General features: G+C 62.8%; 28 protein-coding genes. 20 read left to right on the top strand and 8 right to left on the bottom strand.

The genetic code is table 11. The annotated features are described in order from the left end of the window. Positions 1–30 precede the first annotated feature (30 nt). From ACWGKN_RS19165 to ACWGKN_RS19145, 5 genes are all read left to right on the top strand, one after another. Positions 31–804 (top strand): electron transfer flavoprotein subunit beta/FixA family protein, encoded by a 774-nt coding sequence (locus ACWGKN_RS19165; protein WP_035227045.1) that lies wholly within the window; start codon positions 31–33, stop codon positions 802–804. Positions 805–813: 9 nt separating this feature from the next. Beyond that, positions 814–1,731 (top strand): electron transfer flavoprotein subunit alpha/FixB family protein, encoded by a 918-nt coding sequence (locus ACWGKN_RS19160; protein WP_452095800.1) that lies wholly within the window; start codon positions 814–816, stop codon positions 1,729–1,731. Between the two features lie 11 nt (positions 1,732–1,742). Continuing rightward, on the top strand, positions 1,743–2,054 hold the full coding sequence (locus tag ACWGKN_RS19155) for a hypothetical protein (RefSeq protein WP_035227047.1): 312 nt from the start codon (positions 1,743–1,745) through the stop codon (positions 2,052–2,054). 65 nt (positions 2,055–2,119) lie between these two features. Further along, positions 2,120–2,533: an acyl-CoA thioesterase gene (locus ACWGKN_RS19150; protein WP_035227048.1), complete on the top strand. Its 414-nt coding sequence runs from the start codon at positions 2,120–2,122 to the stop codon at positions 2,531–2,533. A gap of 289 nt (positions 2,534–2,822) precedes the next feature. Beyond that, positions 2,823–4,037 carry an OmpP1/FadL family transporter gene (locus ACWGKN_RS19145; RefSeq protein WP_452095799.1) on the top strand — a complete coding sequence of 405 codons (1,215 nt, stop codon included), beginning with the start codon at positions 2,823–2,825 and terminating at the stop codon, positions 4,035–4,037. A gap of 76 nt (positions 4,038–4,113) precedes the next feature. Here ACWGKN_RS19145 and ACWGKN_RS19140 read toward each other — a convergent pair whose 3' ends face one another. Next, the gene (locus ACWGKN_RS19140; RefSeq protein ID WP_035227050.1) at positions 4,114–4,983 is read right to left on the bottom strand and encodes a radical SAM protein; all 870 of its coding nucleotides are present in this window, start codon (positions 4,981–4,983) and stop codon (positions 4,114–4,116) included. Between the two features lie 103 nt (positions 4,984–5,086). Between ACWGKN_RS19140 and ACWGKN_RS19135 the strand changes: the two genes are divergently transcribed. Continuing rightward, positions 5,087–7,111 carry an FAD-dependent oxidoreductase gene (locus ACWGKN_RS19135; RefSeq protein WP_424252685.1) on the top strand — a complete coding sequence of 675 codons (2,025 nt, stop codon included), beginning with the start codon at positions 5,087–5,089 and terminating at the stop codon, positions 7,109–7,111. 159 nt (positions 7,112–7,270) lie between these two features. Here the strand turns inward: ACWGKN_RS19135 and ACWGKN_RS19130 are convergent, their stop codons facing one another. From ACWGKN_RS19130 to ACWGKN_RS19105, 6 genes are all read right to left on the bottom strand, one after another. Further along, positions 7,271–7,768, bottom strand: a complete 498-nt coding sequence (locus ACWGKN_RS19130) for a hypothetical protein (protein WP_035227055.1) — start codon at positions 7,766–7,768, stop codon at positions 7,271–7,273. 57 nt (positions 7,769–7,825) lie between these two features. Further along, on the bottom strand, positions 7,826–8,305 hold the full coding sequence (locus tag ACWGKN_RS19125) for a hypothetical protein (protein ID WP_035227058.1): 480 nt from the start codon (positions 8,303–8,305) through the stop codon (positions 7,826–7,828). 109 nt (positions 8,306–8,414) lie between these two features. After that, a complete protein-coding gene (locus ACWGKN_RS19120) occupies positions 8,415–8,732 on the bottom strand; it encodes a hypothetical protein (protein WP_035227060.1) in 318 nt (105 codons plus the stop codon). Further along, a complete protein-coding gene (locus ACWGKN_RS19115; RefSeq protein WP_035227062.1) occupies positions 8,729–9,118 on the bottom strand; it encodes a HEAT repeat domain-containing protein in 390 nt (129 codons plus the stop codon). The genes ACWGKN_RS19120 and ACWGKN_RS19115 overlap by 4 nt, the downstream gene beginning before the upstream one ends. 139 nt (positions 9,119–9,257) lie before the next feature. Further along, complete coding sequence (locus ACWGKN_RS19110) at positions 9,258–11,060, bottom strand: ABC transporter ATP-binding protein (protein WP_052159693.1); 1,803 nt, start codon at positions 11,058–11,060, stop codon at positions 9,258–9,260. Beyond that, positions 11,057–12,862, bottom strand: a complete 1,806-nt coding sequence (locus ACWGKN_RS19105) for an ABC transporter ATP-binding protein (RefSeq protein WP_052159694.1) — start codon at positions 12,860–12,862, stop codon at positions 11,057–11,059. The genes ACWGKN_RS19110 and ACWGKN_RS19105 overlap by 4 nt, the downstream gene beginning before the upstream one ends. 255 nt (positions 12,863–13,117) lie before the next feature. Here ACWGKN_RS19105 and ACWGKN_RS19100 point away from each other — a divergent pair, with 255 nt between their 5' ends. From ACWGKN_RS19100 to ACWGKN_RS19035, 14 genes are all read left to right on the top strand, one after another. Then, a complete protein-coding gene (locus ACWGKN_RS19100; protein ID WP_035227186.1) occupies positions 13,118–13,804 on the top strand; it encodes an ABC transporter ATP-binding protein in 687 nt (228 codons plus the stop codon). Continuing rightward, positions 13,804–16,311 carry an FtsX-like permease family protein gene (locus tag ACWGKN_RS19095; RefSeq protein ID WP_052159696.1) on the top strand — a complete coding sequence of 836 codons (2,508 nt, stop codon included), beginning with the start codon at positions 13,804–13,806 and terminating at the stop codon, positions 16,309–16,311. Before ACWGKN_RS19100 ends, ACWGKN_RS19095 begins: the two co-directional genes overlap by 1 nt. A 165-nt stretch (positions 16,312–16,476) precedes the next feature. Then, the gene (gene crcB, locus ACWGKN_RS19090; protein ID WP_035227065.1) at positions 16,477–16,860 is read left to right on the top strand and encodes a fluoride efflux transporter CrcB; all 384 of its coding nucleotides are present in this window, start codon (positions 16,477–16,479) and stop codon (positions 16,858–16,860) included. 14 nt (positions 16,861–16,874) lie between these two features. Then, entirely contained in the window at positions 16,875–17,192 is a 318-nt protein-coding gene (locus tag ACWGKN_RS19085; RefSeq protein ID WP_035227067.1) for a DUF190 domain-containing protein, read from the top strand. Next, positions 17,192–18,421, top strand: coding sequence for an MFS transporter (locus ACWGKN_RS19080; protein ID WP_452095798.1), 1,230 nt, complete (start codon positions 17,192–17,194; stop codon positions 18,419–18,421). Before ACWGKN_RS19085 ends, ACWGKN_RS19080 begins: the two co-directional genes overlap by 1 nt. A gap of 5 nt (positions 18,422–18,426) precedes the next feature. Next, complete coding sequence (locus ACWGKN_RS19075) at positions 18,427–19,104, top strand: arylesterase (protein ID WP_035227193.1); 678 nt, start codon at positions 18,427–18,429, stop codon at positions 19,102–19,104. Positions 19,105–19,116: 12 nt separating this feature from the next. Then, positions 19,117–20,535 (top strand): sigma-54 interaction domain-containing protein, encoded by a 1,419-nt coding sequence (locus ACWGKN_RS19070; RefSeq protein ID WP_452095797.1) that lies wholly within the window; start codon positions 19,117–19,119, stop codon positions 20,533–20,535. Between the two features lie 350 nt (positions 20,536–20,885). Then, on the top strand, positions 20,886–21,143 hold the full coding sequence (locus ACWGKN_RS19065) for a hypothetical protein (protein ID WP_452095796.1): 258 nt from the start codon (positions 20,886–20,888) through the stop codon (positions 21,141–21,143). A gap of 413 nt (positions 21,144–21,556) precedes the next feature. Beyond that, positions 21,557–21,970, top strand: coding sequence for a hypothetical protein (locus tag ACWGKN_RS19060; RefSeq protein ID WP_052159698.1), 414 nt, complete (start codon positions 21,557–21,559; stop codon positions 21,968–21,970). Further along, the gene (locus ACWGKN_RS19055; protein ID WP_452095795.1) at positions 21,967–22,830 is read left to right on the top strand and encodes an ATP-binding protein; all 864 of its coding nucleotides are present in this window, start codon (positions 21,967–21,969) and stop codon (positions 22,828–22,830) included. Before ACWGKN_RS19060 ends, ACWGKN_RS19055 begins: the two co-directional genes overlap by 4 nt. Further along, entirely contained in the window at positions 22,827–23,717 is an 891-nt protein-coding gene (locus ACWGKN_RS19050) for a 4Fe-4S binding protein (protein ID WP_452095794.1), read from the top strand. The genes ACWGKN_RS19055 and ACWGKN_RS19050 overlap by 4 nt, the downstream gene beginning before the upstream one ends. Before the next feature lie 34 nt (positions 23,718–23,751). After that, positions 23,752–24,132 (top strand): NifB/NifX family molybdenum-iron cluster-binding protein, encoded by a 381-nt coding sequence (locus tag ACWGKN_RS19045; protein WP_035227079.1) that lies wholly within the window; start codon positions 23,752–23,754, stop codon positions 24,130–24,132. Between the two features lie 24 nt (positions 24,133–24,156). Next, entirely contained in the window at positions 24,157–24,516 is a 360-nt protein-coding gene (locus tag ACWGKN_RS19040; RefSeq protein ID WP_035227081.1) for a NifB/NifX family molybdenum-iron cluster-binding protein, read from the top strand. A 66-nt stretch (positions 24,517–24,582) separates the two neighbouring features. Further along, the gene (locus tag ACWGKN_RS19035; RefSeq protein WP_424252692.1) at positions 24,583–25,050 is read left to right on the top strand and encodes an iron-sulfur cluster assembly scaffold protein; all 468 of its coding nucleotides are present in this window, start codon (positions 24,583–24,585) and stop codon (positions 25,048–25,050) included. Between the two features lie 241 nt (positions 25,051–25,291). On the opposite strand, the gene ACWGKN_RS19030 is transcribed toward ACWGKN_RS19035, so the two are convergent. Next, positions 25,292–26,041: a YecA/YgfB family protein gene (locus ACWGKN_RS19030; RefSeq protein WP_452095793.1), complete on the bottom strand. Its 750-nt coding sequence runs from the start codon at positions 26,039–26,041 to the stop codon at positions 25,292–25,294. Positions 26,042–26,080: the final 39 nt, after the last annotated feature.

Genomic DNA, 26,080 nt, shown 5'->3' with positions numbered 1-26,080 from the left:
GCTATCCCGCGAAGAACTGGAGGAGATACGATGAAGATACTGGTGTGCATCAAGCAGGTTCCGGATATGGAATCGAAATTCAAGGTGGCGGCGAGCGGGACGTGGTACGACACCGCCGATCTCGCCTGGCGGATGAACGAGTACGACGAGTATGCGGTGGAGCAGGCGGTGCAGGTCAAGGAGCAGGTGGGGGATGCCGACCTGACCGTGCTGTGCATCGGCGGCGATCAGGTCAAGGAGACGATGAAGAAGGCGCTGGCGATGGGCTGCGATCGCGGGGCCCATGTCGCCGACGACAAGGCGGCGGAGAAGGAACCGTTCGAGATCGCCGGGATCATCGCCGAGTTTGCCCGGGACAAGCAGTTCGACCTGATCTTCACCGGGATGCAGTCGCAGGATCGCGGCAGCGCCCAGGTCGGGGTGCTGGTGGCGGAGATGCTGGGGATCCCGAGCATCTCGACGATCGTCCAGTTCGCCTACGCCGACGGGCGGATCGAGACCCGGCGCGAACTCGAAGGCGGGGTCAAGGCGGTGGTGAAGACCACGGTCCCGGCCCTGGTGACCTGCCAGCTCGGCCTCAACACCCCCCGGTATCCGACCCTGCCCAACATCATGAAGGCGAAGAAGAAGGAGCTGCTGTCGCTGCCGGTGGCCGACCTGCTGAAGGTCGATGCCCGCCAGGCGACGGCGAAGATGTACTTCCCGGCGAAAAAGGGCGGCGGCCTGGTGCTGGAGGGGGAGATCGGGCAGCTGGCCGACCAGCTGATCCAGATTCTGAAGGAAAAAACCGGCGTTCTGGCCTAGGAGGGAACGATGAAGATATTGCTTGTAGCGGAATACAGGGATGGCAAGCTGCTGGGCAGCGTCAACGAACTGATCGCCTTCGCGGCGAAGATGGGCGCCGACAGCGCGATGTTTGTGGTCGGCAGCGAGGCGGCACTGCCGGCCTACGCCGGCAAACTCTATCTGGCCGAGGCCTCGGCCTGCGGCGAGTTCAATCCGGATGTCCACAAACAGCTGCTGCTCGATGTGGTGGCGAAGGAGCAGCCGGAGATGATCGCCTTCTGCCATTCGTCCTACGGCTGGGACCTGGCGCCGCGGCTCGCCTTCGCCCTGAAGGCGGCGCAGGTGTCGGAGGTGGTCGAGGTCGAGGACGGGGCGCTGGTGGTGCCGGCGTGCAACGCCAAGCTGCGTCGAGCCGTCGCCCCGAAGACCAAGCAGATTGTCGTGACCCTGCAGGCCGGGGCCTTCGGGCTGGCCGAGGCGCCGTCCGGCAGCCCGACGGTGGAGAAGATCGGCGGCGGCGGTGGCGGCCGGCTGGAGTTCGGCGGCTATGAGGCGGCCGAGGCGGGCGGGGTCGATCTGACCAAGGCCGAGATCATCGTCAGTGCCGGCCGCGGGATCGGCAAGCCGGAGAACGTGGCGTTGATCGCCGCCCTGGCCAAGGCGTTGAAGGGCGAATACGGGGCGAGCCGGCCGGTGGTCGATTCCGGCTGGGTCGAGCACAAGCGCCAGGTCGGCACCACCGGCCAGACGGTGACGCCGAAGCTCTACCTCGCCTGCGGCATCTCCGGGGCGATCCAGCACCTCGCCGGGATGAAGAAATCGGAGTTCATCATCGCCATCAATACCGACAAGGATGCGCCGATCGGCGATGTCGCCGACGTCCTGGTGGTCGCCGATCTCAAGCAGTTCGTGCCGCTGCTGACCGAGAAGATCATGGCGCTGTAAGGGAGGCCGGGATGCTCGAAGAAATATTCAACCGGCTGCCGGAAGCCTTCGTTCCCGGTGCCGTCGACGCTCCGGTCAGCTTCTATTTTACGCTCGGGGAGACGAAGCGGACGGTTCACGTCTCCCCCGATGCCTGCAAGGTCGAGACGGGAAAGACAGTCGACAATGCCGACTGCGTCTGCAAGACCAGCCCGGAATTCTTCCTGCGTATCTGGCAGGACGACTATCGGCCGGGGATGAAGGATTTTTTCTCCGGAACGATCAAGTCCAACAATCCCGGAGCATTGCAGTCTTTTCTGCGCTGTTTCGGTAAAAAAGCCTGAGGCGGCGGCAGGACGGGGATACCGCCTGCCGCTGTCAACGCAAGGAAAACGGAGGGTTCAGCAGGATGGAATATTTGACCGAAATCAAGGTGAGAGGGTATCACGCCGATTTTTACGGCCACGTCAACAACGCCCGTTATCTCGAATTTTTCGAGGAAGATCGCTGGGCGCATCTGGAATCGACGATCGATCTCCTGGAATGGGCGGCCAAGGGCCTGAGCTTTCTCGTCGTCAACATCAATGTTAATTATCGCAAGGCCGTCGGCGTCGGAGAGATTGTCCATGTTTCGACCGAGATCGAGAAGATCGGCCGCAAGAGCGCGGTGCTGCTGCAGAAAATCATCCTCAAGAGGACAGGGGAGGTTGCCGCTGACGCCAAGATTACCTTCGTTATCGCCGACCGTTCCGGTCGGGCGATGACCCTCGAAGGCGAGGTACGCGGACAGATTGAGAGACTGGGAAGGAGCGTTCCCAACTGAGCGCACGAATTGTAACGATGCACGGGCTGAGCAGTTGCCTGACCATTGATCATATTCCGGACGGATATTGCTGCGGCAAGAGCAATTCTTGTTGACAGTGATCCTGTCGGTATATTACACAAACGTAAAGGTAAACTAGAGCAGCGTAATTTCGTATGATTATGAATTTATGAACGAAATTGTCACCGCAAGGTGATGGGCAAGAGCGAGGAGGAGGCAGTATATCGACAGGGGGTGTTCACCGCTGCAGGTGGACACGTAAAATGAACCCGCTCAAGGGGAGAGAAGCATGAAGAAGACAATTTCTGCACTGGCACTGGTCACATTGTTTACCGCGACTTCCGCATTGGCATCGGGCTACCGGATTCCGGAACAGTCGGTTGATTCGACGGCCAAGGCCGGTGCCAACGTGGCCTCCGCCAGCCGTGCCGATGCGGCCTACTACAATCCGGCCAACATGTCATGGCTCAGCGATGGCTGGCAGGCCCAGGCGGACCTGACCTATATCCACCTGACGTCGATCTCGTACGAGGATTATCGCTCACCGTATTTCGATGCCGAATCAGAGGACGAGAACTTCCTCTTGCCAACCGGTTTTCTGGTCTCCCCCTTTTATGGGGATTTCCGTTTCGGTCTGTCGATCACCGCCCCCTATGGTCTGGCCAAACGCTGGAATGATCCGTACCCACGGGCGACTGCCCAGGAATTCTCTATCACCGTCATGGATTTCAACCCGACCGTCTCCTACAAGATCAACGACATGGTCTCGATCTCCGGCGGACCGCGGTTGGTTTACAGCGAGGCCAGGGTGGAGACCGATGCCAGATATGTGGGAACCCCAGCTGTCATGACAGTGGATGGGGATACCACGGAGTGGGGGTATAATCTGGCCGTCGCCGTCAAACCCTCCGAGGAGCTGAATTTCTCCGCCACCTACCGGTCCAATGTCGACCTCGATTTCGAGGGTGATGTCGACCTCTATCTCGGCAGGACCCTGCCGACCAGAGATGGGGAAGTCTCCATTCCGGCCCCGGCGGTCCTGACCCTTGCCGCCGCCTTCGAGCCGGTCGAGGCCCTGACTGTCGAATTGTCCTGGGACCGGACCTTCTGGTCGGAGTACGAGGAGCTCGATTTCGATTTCTTCCCGGCCGTAGGTTCTCCTTTCGAAACTCCCAAGACGAAAGACTGGGACGACAGCAGCGCCTATCGCATCGGCCTCAGCTATCAACTCGACGAGACCTGGACCCTGATGGGCGGTATCGCCTATGACGAAACCCCGGTGCCGAAGGAGACCATCGGGTTTGAACTCCCTGATTCCGACGCCTGGTTGTTCTCGGTTGGAACCCAGTATAAGGTCAACGAGAAGATGGATGTTGGTATGGCCCTCCTCTATGACTACAAGGAAGAACGTGAAGTCACGGTTACCCCGCTTGGCACCGCTTATGGCGAATTTACCGACGCCTCGGCGATTCTGGTGACCGTTGGCCTGAACTACAAGTTCTGATCTTTTTTCAACGGTAACAAAAAAGCCCTTGCCGCTCTGCGTTGCAAGGGCTTTTTTTGTGCAGGAGGGAGAGGTCTCAGAGACCGCGCATATATTCCGGTTTCAGGCCGATGTTGCCCTGGAGGGCCTGGTCGATCAGGTTCAGTGTCCTGGCCTTGTCGTGCGGCAGATGAGCCTTGATCGGCAGATAGTTGGAGGCGTGGTTGGCGTGGAAATAGCCGTCGCTGAGATTGGTCGCCGCCAGCATCCGCCGCAGTTCGGCCAGCATCCCGTCCGGACCGGGGAGGACGAAGCGGCCCTCCCGCCAGTCGGTGTAGAGAGGCGTTCCCGGGGTCAGCATCAGGCTCAGCACCCCGACATATTCGGGGTCGATCGCCGATAATACCCGGCCGGTCGCCTCGGCATGGGCGGCTGACCGTTTTTCCTGGGCGATACCGAGCATCACGGTGATCGACAGCTTGATCCCGGCGGCACGGATCTTCCGGCCGGTCTCAATCATCCGTGCCGAATCCGCCCCCTTGACGATCGCCCGCAGGGTCACGTCGTCTCCCGATTCGAGGCCCAGGTAGGCGATGGCGAGGCCGAGGTCGCGCAACTCCTCGAGCTGCTCGGGGGTCTTGCCCCGGATGCTCCTGGTGTTGGCATAGGTGCCGACCCGGGTCACCCAGGGGAGTTGTTCGCGAATCGCGGTCAACAGGGAGACGAGGCGCTTCTGGGGCAGGATCGGGGCGTCGCCGTCGCAGAGGAACAGGCGGTTCTGGCGACGGCAGTAGGTCCGGGCGAACTCGATATCGCTCTCGATGGTCGCCTCGTCCTTCAGCGTAAAACGGGTCCCCTTGTACAGGTTGCAGAAGGTGCACTTGTTGTGCGAGCAGCCCCTCGTGACCTGCAGCAGGATGGAATTCGCCTCGCTCGGGGGGCGGAAGATGTTGCCTTGATAGTCCATGTCTGTTCCTCGATGTTGCCCGGAGATCGATGTTCTGCCCGCCCGGCCTGCCGGGTGGCGTGTTGCCGGTGATGGTAGTTTTACAATTGACGGAGACGAGCATATGCATACCACAGATTCAGCATTTCCTCACCTGTTTCGACCTCTTGACCTTGGCTTCATCACCATCCGCAACAGGGTCCTGATGGGATCGATGCATACCGGACTGGAAGAGGAGCCTGACGGCTTCAGGCGGATGGCCGCCTATTTCGGTCTGCGGGCCGAGGGCGGGGCCGGGCTGATCGTCACCGGCGGCGTCGCCCCCAACCGCTCCGGCTGGGTCGCGCCCTTTTCGCTCCGGCTGGCGTCAGCGTCACAGCTCGACGGTCATGAACTCATTACCGAGGCGGTACATGATCAGGGCGGGGCGATCTGCATGCAGATCCTCCATGCCGGCCGCTATGGCTACCATCCGCTCTGTGTCGCACCGTCGAAGCTCAAGGCGCCGATCAATCGCTTTTCGCCCTGGGCCTTGAGCCGGCGCGGGATCAGGAAAACCATCGACGATTTCATCCGCTGCGCGGTCCTGGCGCGCCAGGCCGGCTACGACGGGGTCGAGATCATGGGCTCGGAGGGCTACCTGATCAACGAGTTCATCGCCGCCAGGACCAACAAGCGCAGCGACGAGTGGGGCGGCTCCTTCGCCAACCGCATCCGGTTGCCGGTGGCGATCGTCCACGGTATCCGGGAGAAGGTGGGGGAACGGTTCATCATCATCTACCGCCTGTCGATGCTCGATCTGGTCGACAACGGCAGTTCCTGGGAGGAGGTGGTCGAACTGGCGGCCGCGATCGAGCAGGCCGGGGCCACCATGATCAACACCGGCATCGGCTGGCATGAGGCCCGGGTGCCGACCATTGCGACCATCGTCCCTCGGGCGGCATTCACCTGGGTCACCCGCCGTCTGATGGGGGCGGTCGGGATCCCGCTGATCACCAGCAACCGGATCAACACCCCGGAGGTGGCCGAGCAGGTGCTGGCCGCCGGAGAGGCGGACATGGTCAGCCTGGCCCGACCCTTTCTGGCCGACCCTTTCTGGGTCCGCAAGGCCGGCGACAACCGGGCCGACGAGATCAATACGTGCATTGCCTGCAACCAGGCCTGTCTCGACCATATCTTCACCCGGAAGACGGCCTCGTGCCTCGTCAATCCCCGCGCCTGCCATGAGACGATCAGACCTTTCACCAAGGTCGTTTCATCGAAACGGATCGCCGTGATCGGGGGTGGGCCGGCCGGCCTGTCGTGCGCGGTGACCGCCGCGGCCCGGGGACATCGGGTCACCCTGTTCGAGGCCGCCGGTGAGGTCGGTGGCCAGTTTCTGCTGGCCCGGGCGATACCGGGCAAGGAGGAGTTCGCCGAGACGCTGCGCTATTTCCGGGTGCAACTCGCCAGGTACAATGTTGAAATCCGGTTGTCTTGTCGGGTGACGGTCGACGATGTGCGGGAATACGACGAGATCGTCATCGCCACCGGGGTCAGGCCGCGGCCGGTGGCGATCGAGGGGGCCGACCTGCCCCATGTTCACGGCTATGCCGAGGTGATCGGCGGCCGGGCGACGGTTGGCCGGAGGGTCGCCATCATCGGCGCCGGCGGTATCGGCTTCGATACTGCCGCCTTCCTCCTTGAAAGAGGGGCGGCAGCCTCCGGCATCGATGATTTTCTCGACGCCTGGGGGATCGACCGCCAGTATCGGCAACCAGGGGGGCTGAAAAAGCCGGTGTGGCCCGAGCCGCGCCGGGAAATTCATCTCCTGCAGCGCAAGTCGCGCAAGCCGGGGGAAGGGCTGGGCAAGACCACAGGGTGGATTCACCGCTCGCTGCTGAAGAAGAACGGGGTCAGATTCTGGAGCGGGGTCGAGTACCGGCGCATCGATGGCCAGGGGCTATGGATCCGCCATGCCGGCGAGGAACAGCTGATCGCGGTCGATACGGTGGTGATCTGCGCCGGCCAGGTGTCGGAACGGGGATTGGCCGAGAACATCGCGACCGCCGGCCACAGGTGCCATATCATCGGTGGGGCGCTGGAGGCCGGGGAGCTTGACGCCGAACGGGCGATTCTGCAGGGGATGGAACTGGCCGACCGGCTATAACCCGGATGTGTCGCCACCGCCGGGAGCAGGGCCGTGGCGATGACGATGCGGGGCAGCACCTGAACCCCATGCGATCCCTTCAGCGGCGGCATCGCCGGTGACCGTGCCGAAAGAACGCGGTGCCGGTGCAATCGCCGTTGCGTCGAGGTGGCATAGGTTTCAGAAGTCGACGCTCTCCTGCCGTTCCCGGGCGAGCAGTTGCTGTTCACAGCGTCGGGCATACCGCTTTTCGCCGGCGAGTAGTTCCTGTTCGAGTTCCCGGCACCTCTTTTTCTGGACATCCTTCTTTCGCTTCAGGTCCCTGTCGGGGTCCTTTTCCAGCTCCCGCTTGATTTTTTTCAGTTTCTTCCACTGGTCCCGGTAGTTGTCGTACAGGGCCGACCACCGTTCCTCCTCATCGGCGTCATAGGCAACGACGCCAAGCTGGTCGGCACTATAGGCGACGGAGAGCCTGGTCTCGCAGAACCGGCAGTGCCCTTCCTTGATATAACAGGTATGAGGCTCGTATCGGCCGTCGAAACGCTTTCTGCCGGAAGCGTCGTATTCGAGGCTGTAGGATTTGTCGCAGACGGGACAGAAAAAATAATATGTCGCCATTCCCCAGATCTCGCCTTCGCGTTGTTCGATCGTGTTCCTGCCTTTATCTTTTTTGGCCATGGTGTACCTCCGGGACAGATCCGGTCGGATTGTTGGACGGGAGCACCGCCTCGGGATTCAGAAGGGAATACTGTCCTCCAGTCGACGGGCGGTCATCAGCTGGTGGCATTGTTCGAGATATTGCTCGTTTCTGGTGATCATCTTTATCTCCAGTCGTTCCAGCTTCCGCTTCAGTTTGGACTTCTTCGTCATCAGGTCGACGGTCGGATTTTCCTTGAGCAGCTGTTTGATCTTTTTCATCTGCCGCTGCCGTTTATCATGTCTGGCCGCTAAGCGACGGCGACGTTCCTCGGCCGCTGCATCATAGGCCAGGATACAGAGATGATCGGCATCATAGGCGAGGTAGAGTGCTGTTTCGCAGTACCGGCAGCGCCCTTCCTTGATGAAACAGGTGTATTCGTCGTACTTGCCGTCATAGATCTTTCTGCCGGAGGCATCGTAGCGGATGCGGTACGGTTTGTCGCAGACCGGGCAGGAGAAATGGCAGGTCTCGGGGATGCCGATTTCCTGGTCCAGGTGGGCAGTGTCGTCAATCATCGTGTACCTCCCGGGGTGGTGGATTTGTGGAGTTCTCTATTGTAGCGAAGAAAATGCGCCAAGGTCAATCGGATGTCGGTGGAAAAAACGCTCCCCGGTCGGCATCGGGTCATTGTTTACCGGAGAGATCCCGGTCCGGATCGGCTTCCTCGCTCCGCCCGTCGGTTGCTTGTCCCGGTCTCGTCGGCGGAACCTGATCCTGACCGTCGCGGTCATAGAGTCGGGCCGCGGCGAGGAGCAGGAAGCCAATGGTGAGGATCGGACCAAGGAGGGGTAGGAGACCGCTTATTGCGGGATAACCGGCAGCAACGGCCAGATCGGGGGCGAAATACTTCAGGAAGGCGTAGCTGGCGCCGGCCATCAGCACATAGAACCACCACGGGATCCTGGTGAAGATCGGCGGTCGCCTCCTTGACCGCCCGTTCATAGCTCCTCCAGTACGAGTGCGGCCATCTCCCGGACCTGCGGGCTGGGATCGGTCAGTCTGGCCTGTACCAGCTCGACCGCCTCCGTGGTGCCGATGATGCCGAGGATGCTGACCGCTTCGCCGCGCAGCAGCGGCTCCTCGCTGCGAAGCACCCGGCGCAGGGAAGGGATCGCCTGGGCCAGCCGCTCCGGCTGCAGGCGCTTCAGTTCTTCGAACAGGATCGAGACCCCGAGCCGGACGGCAAAGCGCCGGTCGGCGAGGATCTCGCCGGTCCAGTCGTAGTAGCGCGGATCCCGGCGGAACATGGCGACGATATTGTCGACATGGCCCATGTCGAGGAAATCGGCGATTACCCGCTGCAGTTCTTCATCGCTGACCTGACCCATGCTGCTCCTGCACATTTCTGTTCGTCTCTTCGAGGCCGTTGTCCCCCTCTCCCACTGTGCTGGCAAACATCGGTAAAGGCAAGGGAATTCTGGCGGTTGCGGGCGGCAAGGGGCAAGTGCCCGACGTTTAGGGGCAGCCCTACTCTCCGTTGCCGTTATGGCGGTCCATGGCCACCAGTTCGGCGTAGTAGCCGCCGGCGGCCATCAGTTCCTCGTGGCTGCCCTGTTCGACGATGCGGCCATGCTGCATGGCGACGATATGGTCGGCCCGGCGGATGGTGGAGAGACGGTGGGCGATGACCAGCGAGGTCCGTCCCTTAAAGCTGTCGGCGATCGCCTCCTCGAGGATATTCTCCGATTCGGTGTCGATGGCGGCGGTGGCCTCGTCGAGGACCAGGATGGCGGGGGCGCGACAGAGGACCCGGGCGAAGGCGAGCAGTTGTTTCTCGCCGGAGGACAGCTCATGTCCTCCCTCGCCGATGAGGGTGTCGAGGCCGAGCGGCAGTCGGCCGACAAAGCGTGCCATCCCGGTGCGGGCGAGGATCGCCTCCACCTCCGGCCGGTTGCGGCCGCTGTTCATGACGATGTTGGCGAGCAGGCTGTCCTGCAGGATCAACACGTCCTGGAGGACGACGCCGACGATGGTGCGGAGATCGGCGAGGGCGAAGCGGGCGATGTCGATGCCGTCGATGGTGATCGTCCCGGCCTGCGGTTCATAGAAGCGCAGCAGCAGGTTGACCAGCGTCGTCTTGCCGGAGCCGGTGGTGCCGACAAGGGCGACGGCCTGGCCGGGCCGCAGGGTCAGCGACAGGTCGTGGAGGACGGGCTGGTGCTGGTCGTAGCTGAAGCGGACCTTATCGAAAAGGAGTTCGCCCCGGATAGCCGCCGGTTTGTCGATCGGCCGGTCGGCCTCGGCGATCCGGCTTTCGGTGTCGAGCAGCTGGAAGATCCGTTCGGCCGAGGCCATCGCCGACTGGACAATCGAGTATTTCTGCGACAGCTCCCTGAGCGGCTGGAAAAACAGGCGCATGTAGGAGATGAAGGCCACCAGCTCGCCGAGGGTGAGGCGGGAGCGGAGGATCTCGCCGCCGCCGTACCACAGGATCAGGGCGGTGGCGAGGCTGCTCAAGAACTCGGTGATCGGCATGAAGGTGCCGAAGAGGCGGATCTGGCTCAGGGTCCGCTCGAGATAGCCGTGGCTCAGATCCTCGAATTCCCGGCGGCTCTTGCCCTCCCGGCCGAACAGCTGCAGGATGCTCATGCCGCTGATCGCCTCCTGGAGGAAGCTGTTGAGCCGGACCAGCTGGCGGCGGATCGCCCGGAAACGGGCGCGGGCCAATCGGGCGAAGAGGACGGTGACGAGGGCCGAGAGCGGGACGAAAATGGTCATCAGCAGGGCCAGTTCGACATTCATCAAAAACAGCAGGACGAGGATGCCGACCAGGCGGACCATTTCGTTGAACAGGGTGACCATCACCGAGGTGAACATCTCGTACATGTTCTGGATATCGTTGGTCAGACGGGTGACCAGACGGCCGGTGGGGTGGTCGTTGAAGAACTGCAGGTCGAGGCGGAGGACGTGGGCGAACAGGTCCTGGCGGATGCGGTGCATGATCGACTGGCCGATCCATTCCAGGACGATGGTCTGGACGAAGGTGGTGCCGAAGACGAGGATCACCAGCAGCCCATACCACAGCGAGGTCGTGGCCAGTCCGGCGAGCCGGACGGCACCGTCGAGGTTGGTCGCGGTGATGAAGCCGTCGATGCCGTGCTGGAGCAGGGCGGGCAGGGCCAGGGTGCCGCCGGTGACGAAGAAGGACAGCAGCACCGCGGCGGCAAGGGCCGGCCAGTGGCGGGTGCTGTACCGGAGGATGCGGCCCCAGATGTTGATGTCGCTCAGCGAGCCGGCCCTGCCGCCTTCATCGTAGCCGAAATCCTTCATCCTGCCGCCCCCTCGCCGGCCTGCGGCCGCATCTGTTTGTCGTACATCGAGCGGTAGAGGGAACTGGCGGCGAGGAGCTCGTCGTGGCCGCCGGCGCAGACGATCCGGCCCTCGTCGAGGACGACGATCCGGTCGGTGAGGGACAGCATCTTGATCCGGTTGGAGACGATCAGCACGGTCTTGCCGGCGAACCGCTGCCGCAGGCCGGCGAAGACCTCATGCTCGGTGGCGACGTCGACCGCCGACAGACCGTCGTCGATCACCAGCACCGGCCGGTTGCAGAGCAGGGCGCGGGCCAGGGCCAGGCGCTGGCGCTGGCCGCCGGAGAGCTTGACGCCGCGCTCGCCGATGAGGGTGGCGTAGCCGTCGGGCAACTCGCGGATCTCGTCATCGATCGCGGCGGAGCGGGCCGCCTCGATGATCTCCTCCTGGCTCGCCTCGGGCCGGCCGAGGGCGATATTGGCGGCGACGGTGTCCGAGAACAGGACCGGTTCCTGGCCGACATAGGCGATATGGGAGCGGATGAAGGCCAGCGGCAGGCTGTTGACATCGCGGCCGCCGAACAGGATCCGCCCGTCCGGCACGGGATAGAGGCGGGCCAGGAGGCGACAGAGGGTCGACTTGCCGCTGCCGGTGCGACCGGTGATGCCATGGATGCCGGGACCGATCTCGAGATCGATGTCGCCTAAGGCCGGCGGCATGTCGGGGGCGTACCTGAAGGTCAGGCCCCGCAGAATGAAGGACGGTTGGGCGAGCGGCGGTTCGCCGCTGTCGGCGATATCGGGCAGGGCCGCCTGGCTGGTGAGCAGGTGGTGGATGCGGTTGAGCGAGGTCAGGCCGCGCTGGACGATATTGGCCACCCAGCCGATGGCCATCATCGGCCAGACCAGCATCGCCAGGTAGGAGATGAAGGCGACGAAGTCGCCCATGGTCAGGACCTCGGCGATGACCAGCCGGCCGCCGACAAGGAGGATGATCAGCATGCCGAGGTTGCCCGCCAGGGTAGCGATCGGGCTGATCAGGCCCTGGATGAAGGCGACGGCGATGTTGCTCTTCACATACTTGCGGCCGAGGCGGTCCAGCTGTGCGGCCTGGAATTTCTCCATCGTATAGGCCTTGATCAGGCGGATCGAGACGACGGTGGAGCGGGAGAATTCGGTGAGCAGGGAAAACTGCTCCTGCACCGTGGTGAAGCGATGGTGCAGCCGGCCGGCCAGGCTGCGGGTGAACCAGGCGAGAAAGGGCATCGGCAGCAGGGCCAGGAGGGTGAGCTGGACGTGGATATGGAGCATGAAGACGATGGTCGCCACCGACATCACCAGGGCGTCGGCCGCCGCCACCATGCCCATGCCGCAGGCCATCTGGACGGCGGCGAGGTCGTTGCTCGAGTGGGCCATCAGGTCGCCCGGGGTATGGCGCTCGAAAAATGGGGCGTCCATCCTCAGCAGATGCGAGAAGATCCGGTTGCGCAGCGCCTCCTCGAGCAGGCGGGAAAAGCCGATGATCAGGTAGCGCCAGACAAAGCGGAGGCCGGCGACGGCGATGGCGATCAGGATGACCAGGGCCGCCAGCAGCAGCAGGTCGGTGCGGCTGATGGTGCGCGCGGCGAGGCCGTCGACCCCGTGCTTGATGATCCGCGGGATGACCAGTTGGAGAAAATCGACCACGATCAGGGCGGTGAGGCCGGCCGTCAGGCGCAGCCGGTGCCGGGTGAAGGAGGGCCGGAGCAGCTCGAGAAGCTGGGCGAGGCCGGCCGGATTCGGGCGAGCCGGCTCGGGCCTGTCTGGAGAAGTCGTTTCCACGGAGAACTCCGGGCACCAGGTAGCGGGAGAGGCGGAAAGAATCGAAGGAGACCGTCTCGATGATTCAGCGGGCCATCTCCTCAGCTATAACAGACAATGGTCTGAAACCCAAGGAGAAAGCGCCGCGGCGGGTGGGGGTGTTCGGCAAATGGCCCTTCGCGGCGGCGATGGGGTCGTTTTTTTCGATCAGGATGATTATGCTTTTCAGCACGCGGCGACAGGCGCTGTCAACATCCCGGAAAAGCAGGAGCGGCAATGGCGGAGTTCATCATCGAGACCAGGGAGCTGGAGAAAATATACACTATCGGCGAGCGGCGGGAACATATCCTCAAGGGGGTCAGCCTGCAGATCGAGGCCGGGGCGTTCATCGTCGTCGCCGGTTCGTCCGGCAGCGGCAAGACGACCCTGCTCAGCCTCCTCTCGGGCCTGGATCGGCCGACTTCGGGGACGATCCTGCTGTCCGGCCGCGATATCACCGGGCTGAGCGAGGACGAACTGGCGCCGATCCGCAATGTCGAGACCGGCTTCGTCTTCCAGGCCTTCCATCTCGTGCCGTCGCTGACCGCCATCGAGAATGTCATGTTCCCGGCGGAACTGCGCGGCGACCGGCAGGCCCCGGCCAAGGCCGAGACGCTGTTGCGGCGGGTCGGCCTGTGGGAGCGGCGGGACAATTATCCGCAGCAGCTGTCCGGCGGCGAGAAGCAGCGGGTGGCGATCTGCCGGGCCCTGATCAACCGGCCGAAGATCGTCTTTGCCGACGAGCCCACCGGCAATCTCGATTCCGACAACAGCCGCGGCATCGTCGATCTGCTGGCCGGGCTGCACCGGGAGGAAAACACCACCCTCGTCCTCGCCACCCACAGCCCGGAGATTGCAGCCCGTGCCGACCGGGTCATCGTCCTGCGCGACGGCCGGATCGTCGAGGGTCGGGAGGGGAGCTGATGCTGCATCGCCGCTTCCTCCTCCGCGAGATCTGGCAGGGCCGGAGACAGGCCCTGATCTTCATCTTCTGCGTCGCCCTGTCGCTGGCCACGACCGTCGCCCTGAACGGCTTCCGCCGCGACATCGATCGCAGCATCACCGGTGATGCCCGCGCCCTGCACGGCGGCGACGTCATCCTCCATTCCCACTACGAGCTGTCGCCGGGCCTGCGGCAGGCGCTCGACCGCCTGCAACGGCAAGGGAAGATCGCGGCCGCCGTCGATACCTATGGCTTCTATTCGCTGATCCGCAGTTCCCGGGGCGAGCGGACCCAGTTTGCCAATCTCAAGGTGGTGGGCGAGGGCTACCCGTTCTACGGCCGGGTCAGCCTGCAGTCGGGGCGGCGGCTCGACCAGGTCCTCAAGGCGGGGGAGATCGTCGTCGCCCCCGAGGTCCTCGACCGGCTGCAGGTGCGGATCGGCGACCGGATCCACATCGGCGAGGCCCTGCTGCGGGTAGCCGATGTGGTGACATTTGAGGCGGCACGGCCGGTCGACCTGTTCAGTTTCGGGCCGCGGGTCTTCGTCGCCGCGGCCGACCTGACGGTACTCGATCTGATCAAAAAGGGCAGTCGGGTCAACTACGAAACCCTGGTCAAGGCCAGCCGGGACAGCGAGGTCGAGCCGCTGGCGGCTGAGCTGCGGGCCGGCTCGATCGCCGGTCAGGAGCGGGTCGAGACCTTTCGTACCGCCGGGTCCCGGATCAAGCGCTTCTTCGACAACCTCCTGTTCTTTCTCTCGCTGATCTCGCTCTTCACCCTGCTCCTCGCCGGGATCGGGATGCAGAGTTCGCTCGCCGCCCTGCTGCGGGAAAAGGAGACGACCCTGGCCATCGTCAAGGCCCTGGGGGCGACCACAGGGTTTCTCTACCGCCATTACCTTGTCCTGGCCCTGCTCCTCGGGATCATCGGCAGCCTCGCCGGCAGCGTTGCCGGGATGGTGCTCGAAGGCTTTCTGCCGCGGCTCTTCACCGGCCTGCTGCCCCCCGGCAGCCAGGTCGAGGTCTCCATCCTCGACCTGGTGCAGGGAATGGCGCTCGGTCTCGCAGTCGTCTTCTTCTTCACCTTTCTGCCGCTGTCGCGCCTGAACCGGGTTAAACCGACGGCGATCCTTCGGCGGGAGGAGAACGACGGCAACCGGCGGGTCCTCTATTACCTCACCCGGGCCGTCGGTCTGGTTTTCCTCACGACCCTGGTCGTCCTGCAGCTCCGCGATCTCGAGGTCGGCCTGTGGTTCGTCGGCGGCAGCCTGGCGCTGATCCTGGTGGTGTCATTGCTCACCCGGCTCGTCCTCCGGCTGAGCCGGCGGCTGTCGCCCCGGCCGCTCGCCCTGCGGCTGGCGGTCCGCAGCCTGGTCCGGCCGGGCAACGCCACCCGCGCCATCGTCGTCACCTTGTCCTCGTCGCTGGCGATCCTGCTGGCCATTTTCCTGCTGGAGCGCAACCTGCGCCAGACCTTCATCGACTCCTATCCGGCCGCGGCCCCCAACCTCTTCTGTCTCGATATCCAGAAAGAACAGCGCGACGGCTTCCGCTCCCTGGTCGGCGGCGATGTCGAGCTGTTTCCGGTGGTGCGCGCCCGCCTGACTTCGATCAACGGCCAGCCGGTGGTCCGGGAGAAGGACGAGACGCCGCGCGGCGACAGCCTGACCCGGGAGTTCAACCTGACCTATCGCGACGATCTGCTGCCCGACGAGGAACTGCGGCGCGGGCGCAGCCTCTTCCGCGCCGCCAAGGACGGGCGTATCGGCCTGCAGGTGTCGATTCTCGACACCGTCGCCGAGATGGGCGACATGGAGATCGGCGACGTCCTGCGGTTCAGCATCCAGGGGGTACCGCTGGAGGCCGAGGTGACGAGCATCAGGACCAGGACCAGGTCCAAGCTCTACCCCTTCTTTTACTTCGTCTTCCCGCCGCCGTATCTCGAAAAGGCGCCGCAGACCTATTTCGCCGCCCTCCACCGGGCCAAGACGGAGATCCCCGGGCTGGAGAACCGCATCGTCACCGCCTTCCCCAATGTCAGCGTCATCAACATGGCCGCCAGTGCCGCCGAGCTCGGCGGCCTGATGCACCGGCTGGCCGGCATCATCACCTTTTTCGCCGCCTTCTCCCTGCTGGCCGGGGCCCTGATCCTGGTGAGCTCGATCCTGGCGACGCGGCTGGCCCGGGTGCGGGAGGCGGTGTATTACAAGATCCTCGGCGGCCGCTCCTCCTTCGTCCTGGCGGTGTTTTTTTACGAAAACCTGCTGCTTGGGCTGACCAGCGCCGTTTTTGCCGTCGTCCTCGCCCAGGCGATCAACTGGGCCGTCTGCCGCTTTGTCCTCGAGATCGCCGTCCGGGCCGATTGGATGGCAACGCTGGCGGTGATGACCGGGACAGTCGTGCTGGTGATCCTGCTCGGCGTGCTCAGTTCGGTCTTCATCCTGCGTCAGAAACCCGCCGATTTCCTGCGGCAACAGGGAGGAGAATAGCGGCGATGGGTCCCGGCGGCGACCACGGCCTGCCGGGGAGGCCGCCCTTGATTTCAGCTCGTGCTGCTGCTACAGTCGAAGGGTACCGGACCGGGTTCGGTCCCTCCCCCGGCTCGGTCTTCATTCGGCCGACCGCAACGACCGCAACGAATTTTGAGGACAGCCATGCTCCATCCCATCCTCGCCATCAGCATCGGTGCTTCCGCCGGAGCGGTGCTGCGCTGGCTGCTCGGCCTGACCCTCAATGCCGTGTTCCCGGCCATCCCGCTCGGAACGCTGGCCGCCAACCTGGTCGGCGGCTACCTGATCGGCCTGGCGATGACGGTGTTCGCCAATCTGCCCGGTCTGGCGCCGGAATGGCGGCTCCTGATCATCACCGGTTTTCTCGGCGGGCTGACCACCTTTTCCACCTTCTCCGCCGAGGTCACCGTCCTGCTCCAGCAAGGTCGTTATCTCTGGGCCGGGGTGGCGGTATCGATCCATGTCGCCGGTTCGCTGCTGATGACGATGCTCGGCATCGCCACCGTCGTGCTGGTACAACGTCTTTGATGAGGAGAGAGTGTATGCTTGGATTCCAACTCACCTTCTTTACCCAGCAGGACCGCAGGCACCATGGCGTTTCCCTCGGCCAGTGGCTGCTCGAGGTGGCGCAGGGGCTCGGCATCAACGGGGCGACGCTGATCACGGCGGCGGAAGGATTCGGTCATGACCGCAAGATCCGATCGGCGCATTTCTTCGAACTGACCGAGCAGCCGATCGAGGTGACGATGGCGGTCAGCGGCGAGGAGGCGGATCGTCTGTTTGTCCGGTTGAAGGACGAAGAGATCAATATCTTCTTCATCAAGACCCCGATCGAGTTCGGCATGACCGGAGAACTCTGATGTTCGACATGGTGCGTCGACTGCCCCAGGCGGTGTGGCTTATTGGCCTGATCAGCCTGGTCAACGATGCCGCTTCGGATATGCTGTACCCCTTGATTCCCCTGTATCTCGCCTCGGTGCTGATGGCCGGGCCGCGGACGCTGGGCATCATCGAGGGCATAGCCGAGGCGACCGCCAGCATCCTCAAGCTGTTTTCCGGCGTGATCGTCGATTATACCAGCCGGACCAAGGCCTGGATCGTATTCGGCTATGCCCTGGCCGGCTTCGGCCGACCGTTGATCGCCTTCATCTCCAGTTGGCCGTTTCTGCTCGCCATCCGCTTTGCCGATCGAGTCGGCAAGGGGTTGCGGACCTCCCCGCGCGATGCCCTGCTGGCGGCCAGCGCCGGCCCGGACATGCGCGGCCTGGCCTTCGGCCTGCACCGGGCGATGGATAACGCCGGGGCGGTCCTCGGTCCTGTGGTGGCCTCCCTGCTGCTGGGATTCGGGATGTCGCTTAAGGACATCTTCCTGTGGTCGATTGTCCCGGCAGTCCTCTGCCTGGTCCTGGCCCTGAAAATTCGTGAACCCGACAGGATCATCCGGGGCCCGGCAGTGAAGATATCCTGGCGGCTGCACGACATGCCGCCCGCCTTCCGCCGTTATCTCGTGATCGTCGCGATCTTTACCCTGGGAAATTCGTCGAACATGTTTCTCCTCCTCCGGGCCCAGGAACTCGGGGTGCCGCAGGCCCGGGTACCGCTGTTGTGGGCCGCCGTCTCCGCCGTGGCGATGCTGTTCTCGACGCCGCTGTCGGCGCTGTCGGACCGATGGGGCCGGGTCCGTCTGCTGCTTGTCGGCTACCTGACCTACGGGGTATTTTATCTCGCGATGGGGCTGATGCGCGGCAATGGCCTCGGCCTGTATGCCCTTTTCGGCTTTTACGGTCTGTTCATGGCTGCCACCGAGGGGGTGGAAAAAGCGATGGTGGCCGATCTCGCCCCCGAGGGCCGGAGGGGCACCGCCTTCGGCTGGTTCAACCTGACCGCCGGCCTCATGCTGCTGCCGGCCTCGATCCTGTTCGGCTGGCTGTACGAGCGATTCTCGTCGCTGCCGGCCTTTACCTTCTCCGGCGCCTGCTCGATCATCGCCGCCCTGCTGCTGGTTACATGGTTTCGCCCCGGGAGGCAAGGGAAGCGGGGGGAAGGGCGTGCCCGCAACACGGACGCCGGCACCGGCAAGGGAGGGTAATGCGTATGAAGATGGAGATTTGGCCGATACTGATCGTGGTTCTGGGGGTCCTTGTCGCATCGTGCCGCGACGACCCGGAGCCGCCGGCGGCGCCGGCGGAGCCGGACAAATCCTCCCTGACCATCGTCGCGGTCGGCGACAGCCTGACCGCCGGCTACGGCATTGAGGAAGGCGAGGCCTATCCGGCCTTGGTGGAAAAGGCGCTGCGGGCCGAAGGGATGAAGGTGCAGGTGGTCAACGCCGGGGTGAGCGGCGAGACGTCGAGCGGCACCCTGGCCCGGCTCGACTGGGTGCTGACCCTCGACCCCGACATCGTCATCCTCGAAACCGGTGCCAATGACGGCCTGCGCGGGCTCGACACCGCCATGGTGCGGGACAACCTGGAGCAGATCATCGACCTCCTGCAGCAGAGAGATATCGTCGTCATCCTGGCCGGGATGAAGATGGTGTGGAATCTCGGTCCGGCCTATACCGGCGAGTTCAATCGCATTTTTCCCGACCTGGCGGCGAAAAAGGGGCTGATCTTCATGCCGTTTTTCCTTCAAGGGGTGGCCACCGACCCGGCCCTTAATCGCGATGACGGTATCCACCCCAACCCGGCCGGGCACCGGATCATCGCCGACAATATCCTCCCCTTCGTCAGGGAGGCGATCACCGTCCTCGGCAGCAAGGCATCCAGGTAACGTACCGTGGCCATGAGCAAATCGAAAACACCGGACGACATCACCAGCATCGCCACCGAGGTGATTCTCGAGAGCATATCGGACGGGGTTTTCACCGTCGATCATCAGTGGCGGATCACCTCGTTCAACCGGGCGGCCGAGGAGATAACCGGCGTGCCGCGCGATGAGGCTGTCGGCCGGTACTGCTGGGAGGTCTTCCGGTCGAACATGTGCGAAGGCGACTGTGCCCTCAAACGGACGATGAAGGAGGGTAAGTCCTTTGTCAACTCGTCGACCTATATCATCAACAGCGACAAGCGGCGGATCCCGATTTCGGTTTCGACGTCGCTGCTCAAAAGCGCCGACCGGAATGTGCTCGGCGGGGCCGAGACCTTCCGTGATCTCAGTGTGGTCGAGGAACTGCGGCGGGAACTGAGCGGTTGCGTCCAGCTCGGGGACATGGTCAGCCGCAACCGGACAATGAAGAATATCTTCTCGATCCTCGAGCAGGTTGCCCGCAGTGACAGCACGGTGCTGATCGAAGGGGAGACCGGCACCGGCAAGGAATTGCTGGCCCGGGCCATCCACAATCTCTCGAGCCGCGGCACCAGGCCTTTCGTCGCCATCAACTGCGGCGCCCTGCCCGATACCCTGCTCGAGTCCGAACTGTTCGGCTACAAGGCCGGGGCCTTTACCGGGGCCGATCGGGACAAGCCGGGGCTGTTTGTGGCGGCGGAGGGCGGGACGATCCTGCTCGACGAGATGGGCGATACCAGCCCGGCCTTCCAGGTCAAGCTCCTGCGCGTGCTCGAGGAGCGGGAGTTCCATCCCCTCGGCGGGATTGCCAACGTGCGGACCGATGTCCGGGTCATCGCCGCCACCAACCGCGATCTGTCGCAGATGGCGGGGGACGGCATTTTCCGGCGCGACCTGTTCTATCGTATCAATATCATTCATCTGCACTTGCCGCCGCTGAGGGAACGGCGCGAGGATATCCCCCTGTTGATCGAACGCGTCATCCCCCGGATGAACCGCCTCAAGGGCAAGGCGGTCAGCGGCATCGACAAGGAGGCCCTGGCGCTGCTCATGTCGCATGATTATCCCGGGAATATCCGGGAACTGGAGAATATCATCGAACATGCCTTTGTCCTCTGCGCCGACGGGACGATCGGCGTCCGCCACCTCCCCGCCGGTGTGGTGGCGGTGGGGACCACCCGGAGGGGTGATCGCCCGGCGGTGACCACCGGGGAGATTCCGAGGCTGGCTGAGGCGATTCGCTCGACCGAGGCCGAAATCATCCTCGAGGCCCTGAAGCGCAACGACTACAACCGCCGGGCGACGGCCGAGGAGTTGGGGATGCACAAGACCACCCTGTATCGTCGTCTCCGGAGTCTGGGTATCAGGCTCCCCGACCGTGATGGCCGATCGGTCCGCCAACATCTCGGCATATAGTTGCATACACGCATTCATATGCAACGATATGCATCTACAAGGATTGCATTTCCGCTATTATTTTACCCCGCTGTTTTTCTGTAAATCCACTCCTGCTCCCTATCTAACTCACCATATTTAATCAGAATAATTGTGAATCGAGGTTGGTTTCCGGTTCTGGCACGCCTATTGCTGTGCATATGTTAATTATCTAACGGAGGGGATCGGCCATGCGTGTTGCCATGACAGTCTGGGGAGACCGGGTTTCGCCGGTGTTGGATTGTGCACGGTCTCTGCTCGTCGTGGAGATGGCGGGAAGCAAGGTCGTAGATAAGGCCATAGAATTCGTTGAGGCAGGATATCTTCCCGGGATGATGCGTATTATCAGGAAACACGGGGTACAGGTCCTGATCTGCGGGGCGGTTTCGCAGGAGCTGGCCAATATCATCGAAACCTGTGACGTCGAGTTGATACCTTTTCTTGCCGGTGATGCGGAGACGATCCTCGAGACCTTCGCCCGGGGGCAATCAATCTCCGCCTTTGCCATGCCGGGGTGTCGATGTGCGGGAGGCTGCAGAAGACGCAATGATTGGAGCGCGCTGAAAACATCGGGAAATCGTTCTCGGTGAAGAGTGAATCATGAACCCAGAGGAGGTCGGAACATGCCGGGAATGAATCGCAAAGGGGGGTGGAACGTGCCGGGAGCCAATTTCGAGGAGCGAGAGGGGACAAGACCGATGACCGGCGGCGGGCGCGGAATCTGTCGGAGAAGCGGCGATGCTGCAGCGCAGGGGCGAGGAATGAACCAGGGCGGAAACCGGGGGCAGGGAATCTGCCGGGGCCAGGGAGGTGGTCGGGGGCTCGGGCGGAGTGGCATGATCGGCGGTGCGGCACCTGGTACGGCAGGCTTTACCCCGGGAGGGAATGCGGCCGAAGGTCGACAGCCGTCGGGACAGGGCGCGGCGGGCCAACGGGCACTTGAGGCAATAATGGACGCCGTTCGACAACTGGAAGAAAAAAACCGGAAAAGGGAAGGGTAAGAGTGAAGACGATGCGGCGCGTTGTGCTGGCCAGCTACGAACATGAAGGTTTGGCGAGATTGGTGGCAGGTCTGGCGCAGAACGGGGATGTAGAGATCATTGGGGTCGATACCGCTGCCGCTGCCCTTGATGCCGTGCAAAGAAAAGCGGTGCATCTGGTGGTGGTGGGAGAAGAACTTGCGGATACGGATCCTGTCGATTGTGTCAACAGGCTCATTCGTCTCAATCCGATGATCAATTGCGCGATGGTCAGCGCCTTGGCTGCGGAGGACTTTCATGAGGCGACGGAGGGGCTTGGGGTGTTGATGCAGTTGCCGCCCAATCCTTCCGGCGCCGATGCCGCCGTTCTGATGTCGAAGGTGGAGGCGCTCAGTGCCCTGCTCGACGCGGATACCGTACAGGGGGCGCGGACATGATCATCAGTGTGGCGAGCGGCAAGGGCGGCACCGGCAAGACGACGGTGGCCACCAATATGGCGCTCAGCATGGAAGGTGGGTGCACGCTCCTCGACTGTGATGTCGAAGAGCCCAATGTCCATCTCTTCCTCCACCCGGTCATCGAGCGCCGCGAGACGGTGACGACGTTTATCCCTGCGGTGGACGACAGCCGGTGCACCTGGTGCCGCAAATGCGCCGACATCTGCCGCTTCCGAGCTATTGCGGTGGTAGGGCAAAAAGTCCTTGTCTTCCCGGAGCTCTGTCACAGTTGCGGCGGCTGTCAGGTGATCTGCCCGGAACAGGCGATAGGTGAAGGCTTGCGGGAACTGGGTGTCGTCGAATGGGGAGAAGGCGCGGGGGTGCCGGTGGTCCAAGGCCGGATCAGGGTCGGCGAGGCGATGGCGCCGCCCTTGATCAGGAAAGTACGTGCGGCGGCAAAGAGCGATGGGACCGTCATCATTGACGCCCCCCCGGGGACCTCCTGTCCGGTCATGGCGGCGATGCGCGGAGTCGATTTTGTCCTGCTGGTGACCGAACCGACCCCCTTCGGGCTCCATGATCTCGAACTCGCGGTCGGGGCGGTGCGGCTGCTGGATATTCCCTGCGGCCTGGTCATCAACCGGGCCGACATGGGGGACGATCGGGTTCGGCAGTACGCCCGCCGCGAGCAGCTGCCGGTCCTGCTCGAAATTCCATTTGATCGCCGCATCGCCGAGACTTATTCCCGTGGCCGCATGATTGTCGAGGAACTGCCTGAGTGGAAAGAAAAATTCAGGGATTTGTTTCGGCGGATCGAGGAACGGGTCGAGGCGGCGCCAAAGGGGAGGACGGAGCAATGAAAGAGCTGGTTATCGTCAGCGGCAAGGGCGGCACCGGCAAGACCAGCCTGACCGCCGCTTTTTCCAGCCTGGCCGGCCGCCATATCCTCTGCGACGCCGACGTCGATGCGGCCGACCTGCATCTGCTGCTGGCGCCCGAGGTCAGTGAGCGGCACGAATTCATGGGCGGCGGCAAGGCGGTCATTGACCCCGAACGCTGCAGTCGTTGCGGCCAGTGCCGCGACCTCTGCCGCTTTGCGGCCATAGAAGGGGAGTTCTCCGTCGATCCCATTGCCTGTGAAGGCTGCGGCGTCTGCGTTGATCTCTGTCCGGCCGGGGCCATTGATTTTCCGATCCAGAAATGCGGCGAGTGGTTTGTCTCGGATACCCGCAATGGGTCAATGGTCCATGCCCGGCTCGGGATCGCCGAGGAGAACTCCGGCAAGCTGGTCAGCTGTGTCCGCCGCGAGGCCCGGCGCTTGGCGGAGGAACAGGATCTGGAGATCATCATCACCGATGGCCCCCCCGGCATCGGCTGTCCGGTCATTGCCGCTATCGGCGGCGCAACCGCCCTGGTGCTGGTCGTCGAGCCGACGGTTTCCGGATTGCACGACATGTCCCGGCTGGTCGATCTTGCCCGGCATTTCCGGGTTCCCTGTCTCCTCTGTATCAACAAGTTCGACCTCAACCTGGAGATGACCCGGAGACTGGAAGATGAGGCCAGGGAGCGGAAGATGCAACTCGTCGGCCGCGTCCCGTTCGATCCGCTGTTCACCGAAGCGATGATCGCAGCCCGGACCGTCATTGAATACCAGCAGGATTCCCGGATTGCCGTGGCGGTCCGGGAAATATGGCACGCTATCGTCGCTTCGCCGGCGATGAACAGTTACGGCATACGGACGATGTAATCACATCAACACAACAACAAGGAGAAACAGCAACATGGCACGGGTACGTATAGCAATTCCATCTGAGGGCGAGGGTGGCCTCGACGGCATGCGGTCGGGACATTTCGGACATTGCGATGTCTTCACCTTCGTCGACCTCGAAGACGGGATCATCAAGGAGGTGTCGACCATCCCCAACGTTGATCATACCCAGGGCGGCTGCATGGTTCCGGTCAGCCTGCTGGCCCGGCACAAGGTCAACGCCCTGGTGGTCGGAGGCATCGGCATGCGGCCGCTGATGGGTTTCCGGCAGGTCGGTATCACGGTCTTTCATGAGGACCAGCGGGCGGCGATCAGGCCGGTCGTCGAGGATCTGATCGCCGGCAAGCTCATGGTGATCGAGGACAATCAGGTCTGCGGCGGCGGCAATCGTTAAGCGGACGGGCATGAGGAGAAAGACATGAAAATCGCGGTGACATCGATGGGCCGGGATCTTGCCTCGGCGGTAGATCCCCGCTTTGGTCGCGCTGCCTACATCCTGATTGTCGACACAGACACGAAGGATTGCAAGGTCATTGACAATACGGTCAATGTCAGTGCCTTCAAGGGGGCGGGCATCCAGGCGGCGACGATGATTGCGGAGGAGGGGGCGGAGGTGTTGTTGACCGGATATTGCGGACCGAATGCCTTCCGGATCCTGGAGGCTGCCGGCATCAAGGTCGGCAGCGACATAAGCGGAACGGTGGCGGATGTGGTCGTCGCCTTTGTCGAAGGAAAGATCAACTACATTGAAACTGCCAACGCCGAGGGGCATTGGTAATCTTTGATCCTGCCGGCCTGGCTCGGAGCGCGATGGGGCCGGGCCGGGCAGGGGTGGTGAGTGAACATGGCTATGAACGATGATGAGTTCGAGGCGGCAGTAGCAAAGATTCAGCAGGAGGTCTTGAGCGACGTCCGTCGCGCCTTCGGCGACGTCGGATTCGAGCGCTGGCGCAAGACCCGGTATCACGGCCGGATGAATGATGCCGACAGCTTTGCCCGTATCCGCGGCAGGTGCGGTGATACGATGGAGATCTATTTGAAGTTCAGAGACGGGGTGGTGCAGAAAGCCACCTATTTCACCGACGGTTGCGGATCGAGCGCGCTGTGCGGATCTTTTACGGCAGAGCTGGCCATGGGCAGGAATCCTGATGAGGTCTGCCGCATCACCGGGGCGGATGTGCTGAAAGAACTCGGCACCTTTCCCAAGGATGAGGAGCACTGCGCGGCCCTGGCGGTCGAGACCCTGCAGGAGGCCCTTCATCAATACATGCTCAACGAAACGGGGCAAAGGAGCGAGGGGGCCGCAAAATGACGTTTGGCCCGAAGTCGTTGCGGCTGCTTCCCGGCAGGATCAGCGCTGCCGGTGCCGTTGCAGTTCGCTGATCCTGCTGAAGTCTTCCTCGCCCAAACGGTCGCAATCGACACCGGCACCTGTTCGTCCCCGTGATTTCATCACATCCTGGTGGTTACGCTCGCCGGGTACTGTCAAAAGCCCAAGGTAACGGAGAATGCTGCCGCAGTCTGCCGGCAGGCGGGGAGGGGGCGGTGGCATCCTAGCTGCGCGACCGCGGGAACCGGCCGTGGATGAGCTTGCCCATTGCCGCCGGCGCCGTTGCTTTCCCCTCGGCTGTTCCCGCCTCTTCATTCTTTTTCAATCCCCGCCTCTTCATTTCATTCAGGAAACCGGCATACGTCTGCAGCTGTTCGATCGCCATCGGCAGGGTAAACAGGAGTACAGCCAACTGCCGGTCCGGGGTGTCGCCTTCCGCGGCATCGTCCTCGGTAACGGCCTCCTTCATGATCTCCTGGGGCATACGGTCGAAGACGACGGTCCGGACTTCGGGAGCAAGCAAACCCTCGATCACCATCAGGCTGGAAATGACATCGTGGACCATTGTCTGTGGCAGTGCCGACAATTCTTCCGGTTCCCAGATGTCAGGACGCAGAGATAAAGCCATATCGAAGCCGAAGGTCCAGTCCAGAATTGCATCGAACACTCCATCTCTGGCAGAAAAAATATCGAATGGAAATGCGGGACAGCCGGCATCGAAGGCGGCCTTGATGGTTCTATGGACCTGCCGCAGTCCATCGAACAACTGCCGACCCTGGTCCATTGAGGCGAATTCCGGTGTTTTGCCGGCGAAGATCCGCGGTATCCACTCACTCGGCAGCAGGGTATCCGGGGTAATGGCGAGGCCGTAAAGAAATCCGGTCAACTGGTCATAGGACAAGGTGTTTTCCGGCTCGGGCGCCAGTGCAAGGAATTTCTTGAGTGTTTTCTTCTGCTCCCCAGTGATCATCATGTCTTTTTGCCGATCTTGAGTGAAGGGTATTCAAGCGTC

This window comes from Desulfoprunum sp. (genome assembly GCF_053613775.1).
The sequence above is the reverse complement of the archived record's forward strand: the minus strand, read 5'-3'. Positions and strand labels throughout refer to the sequence as shown.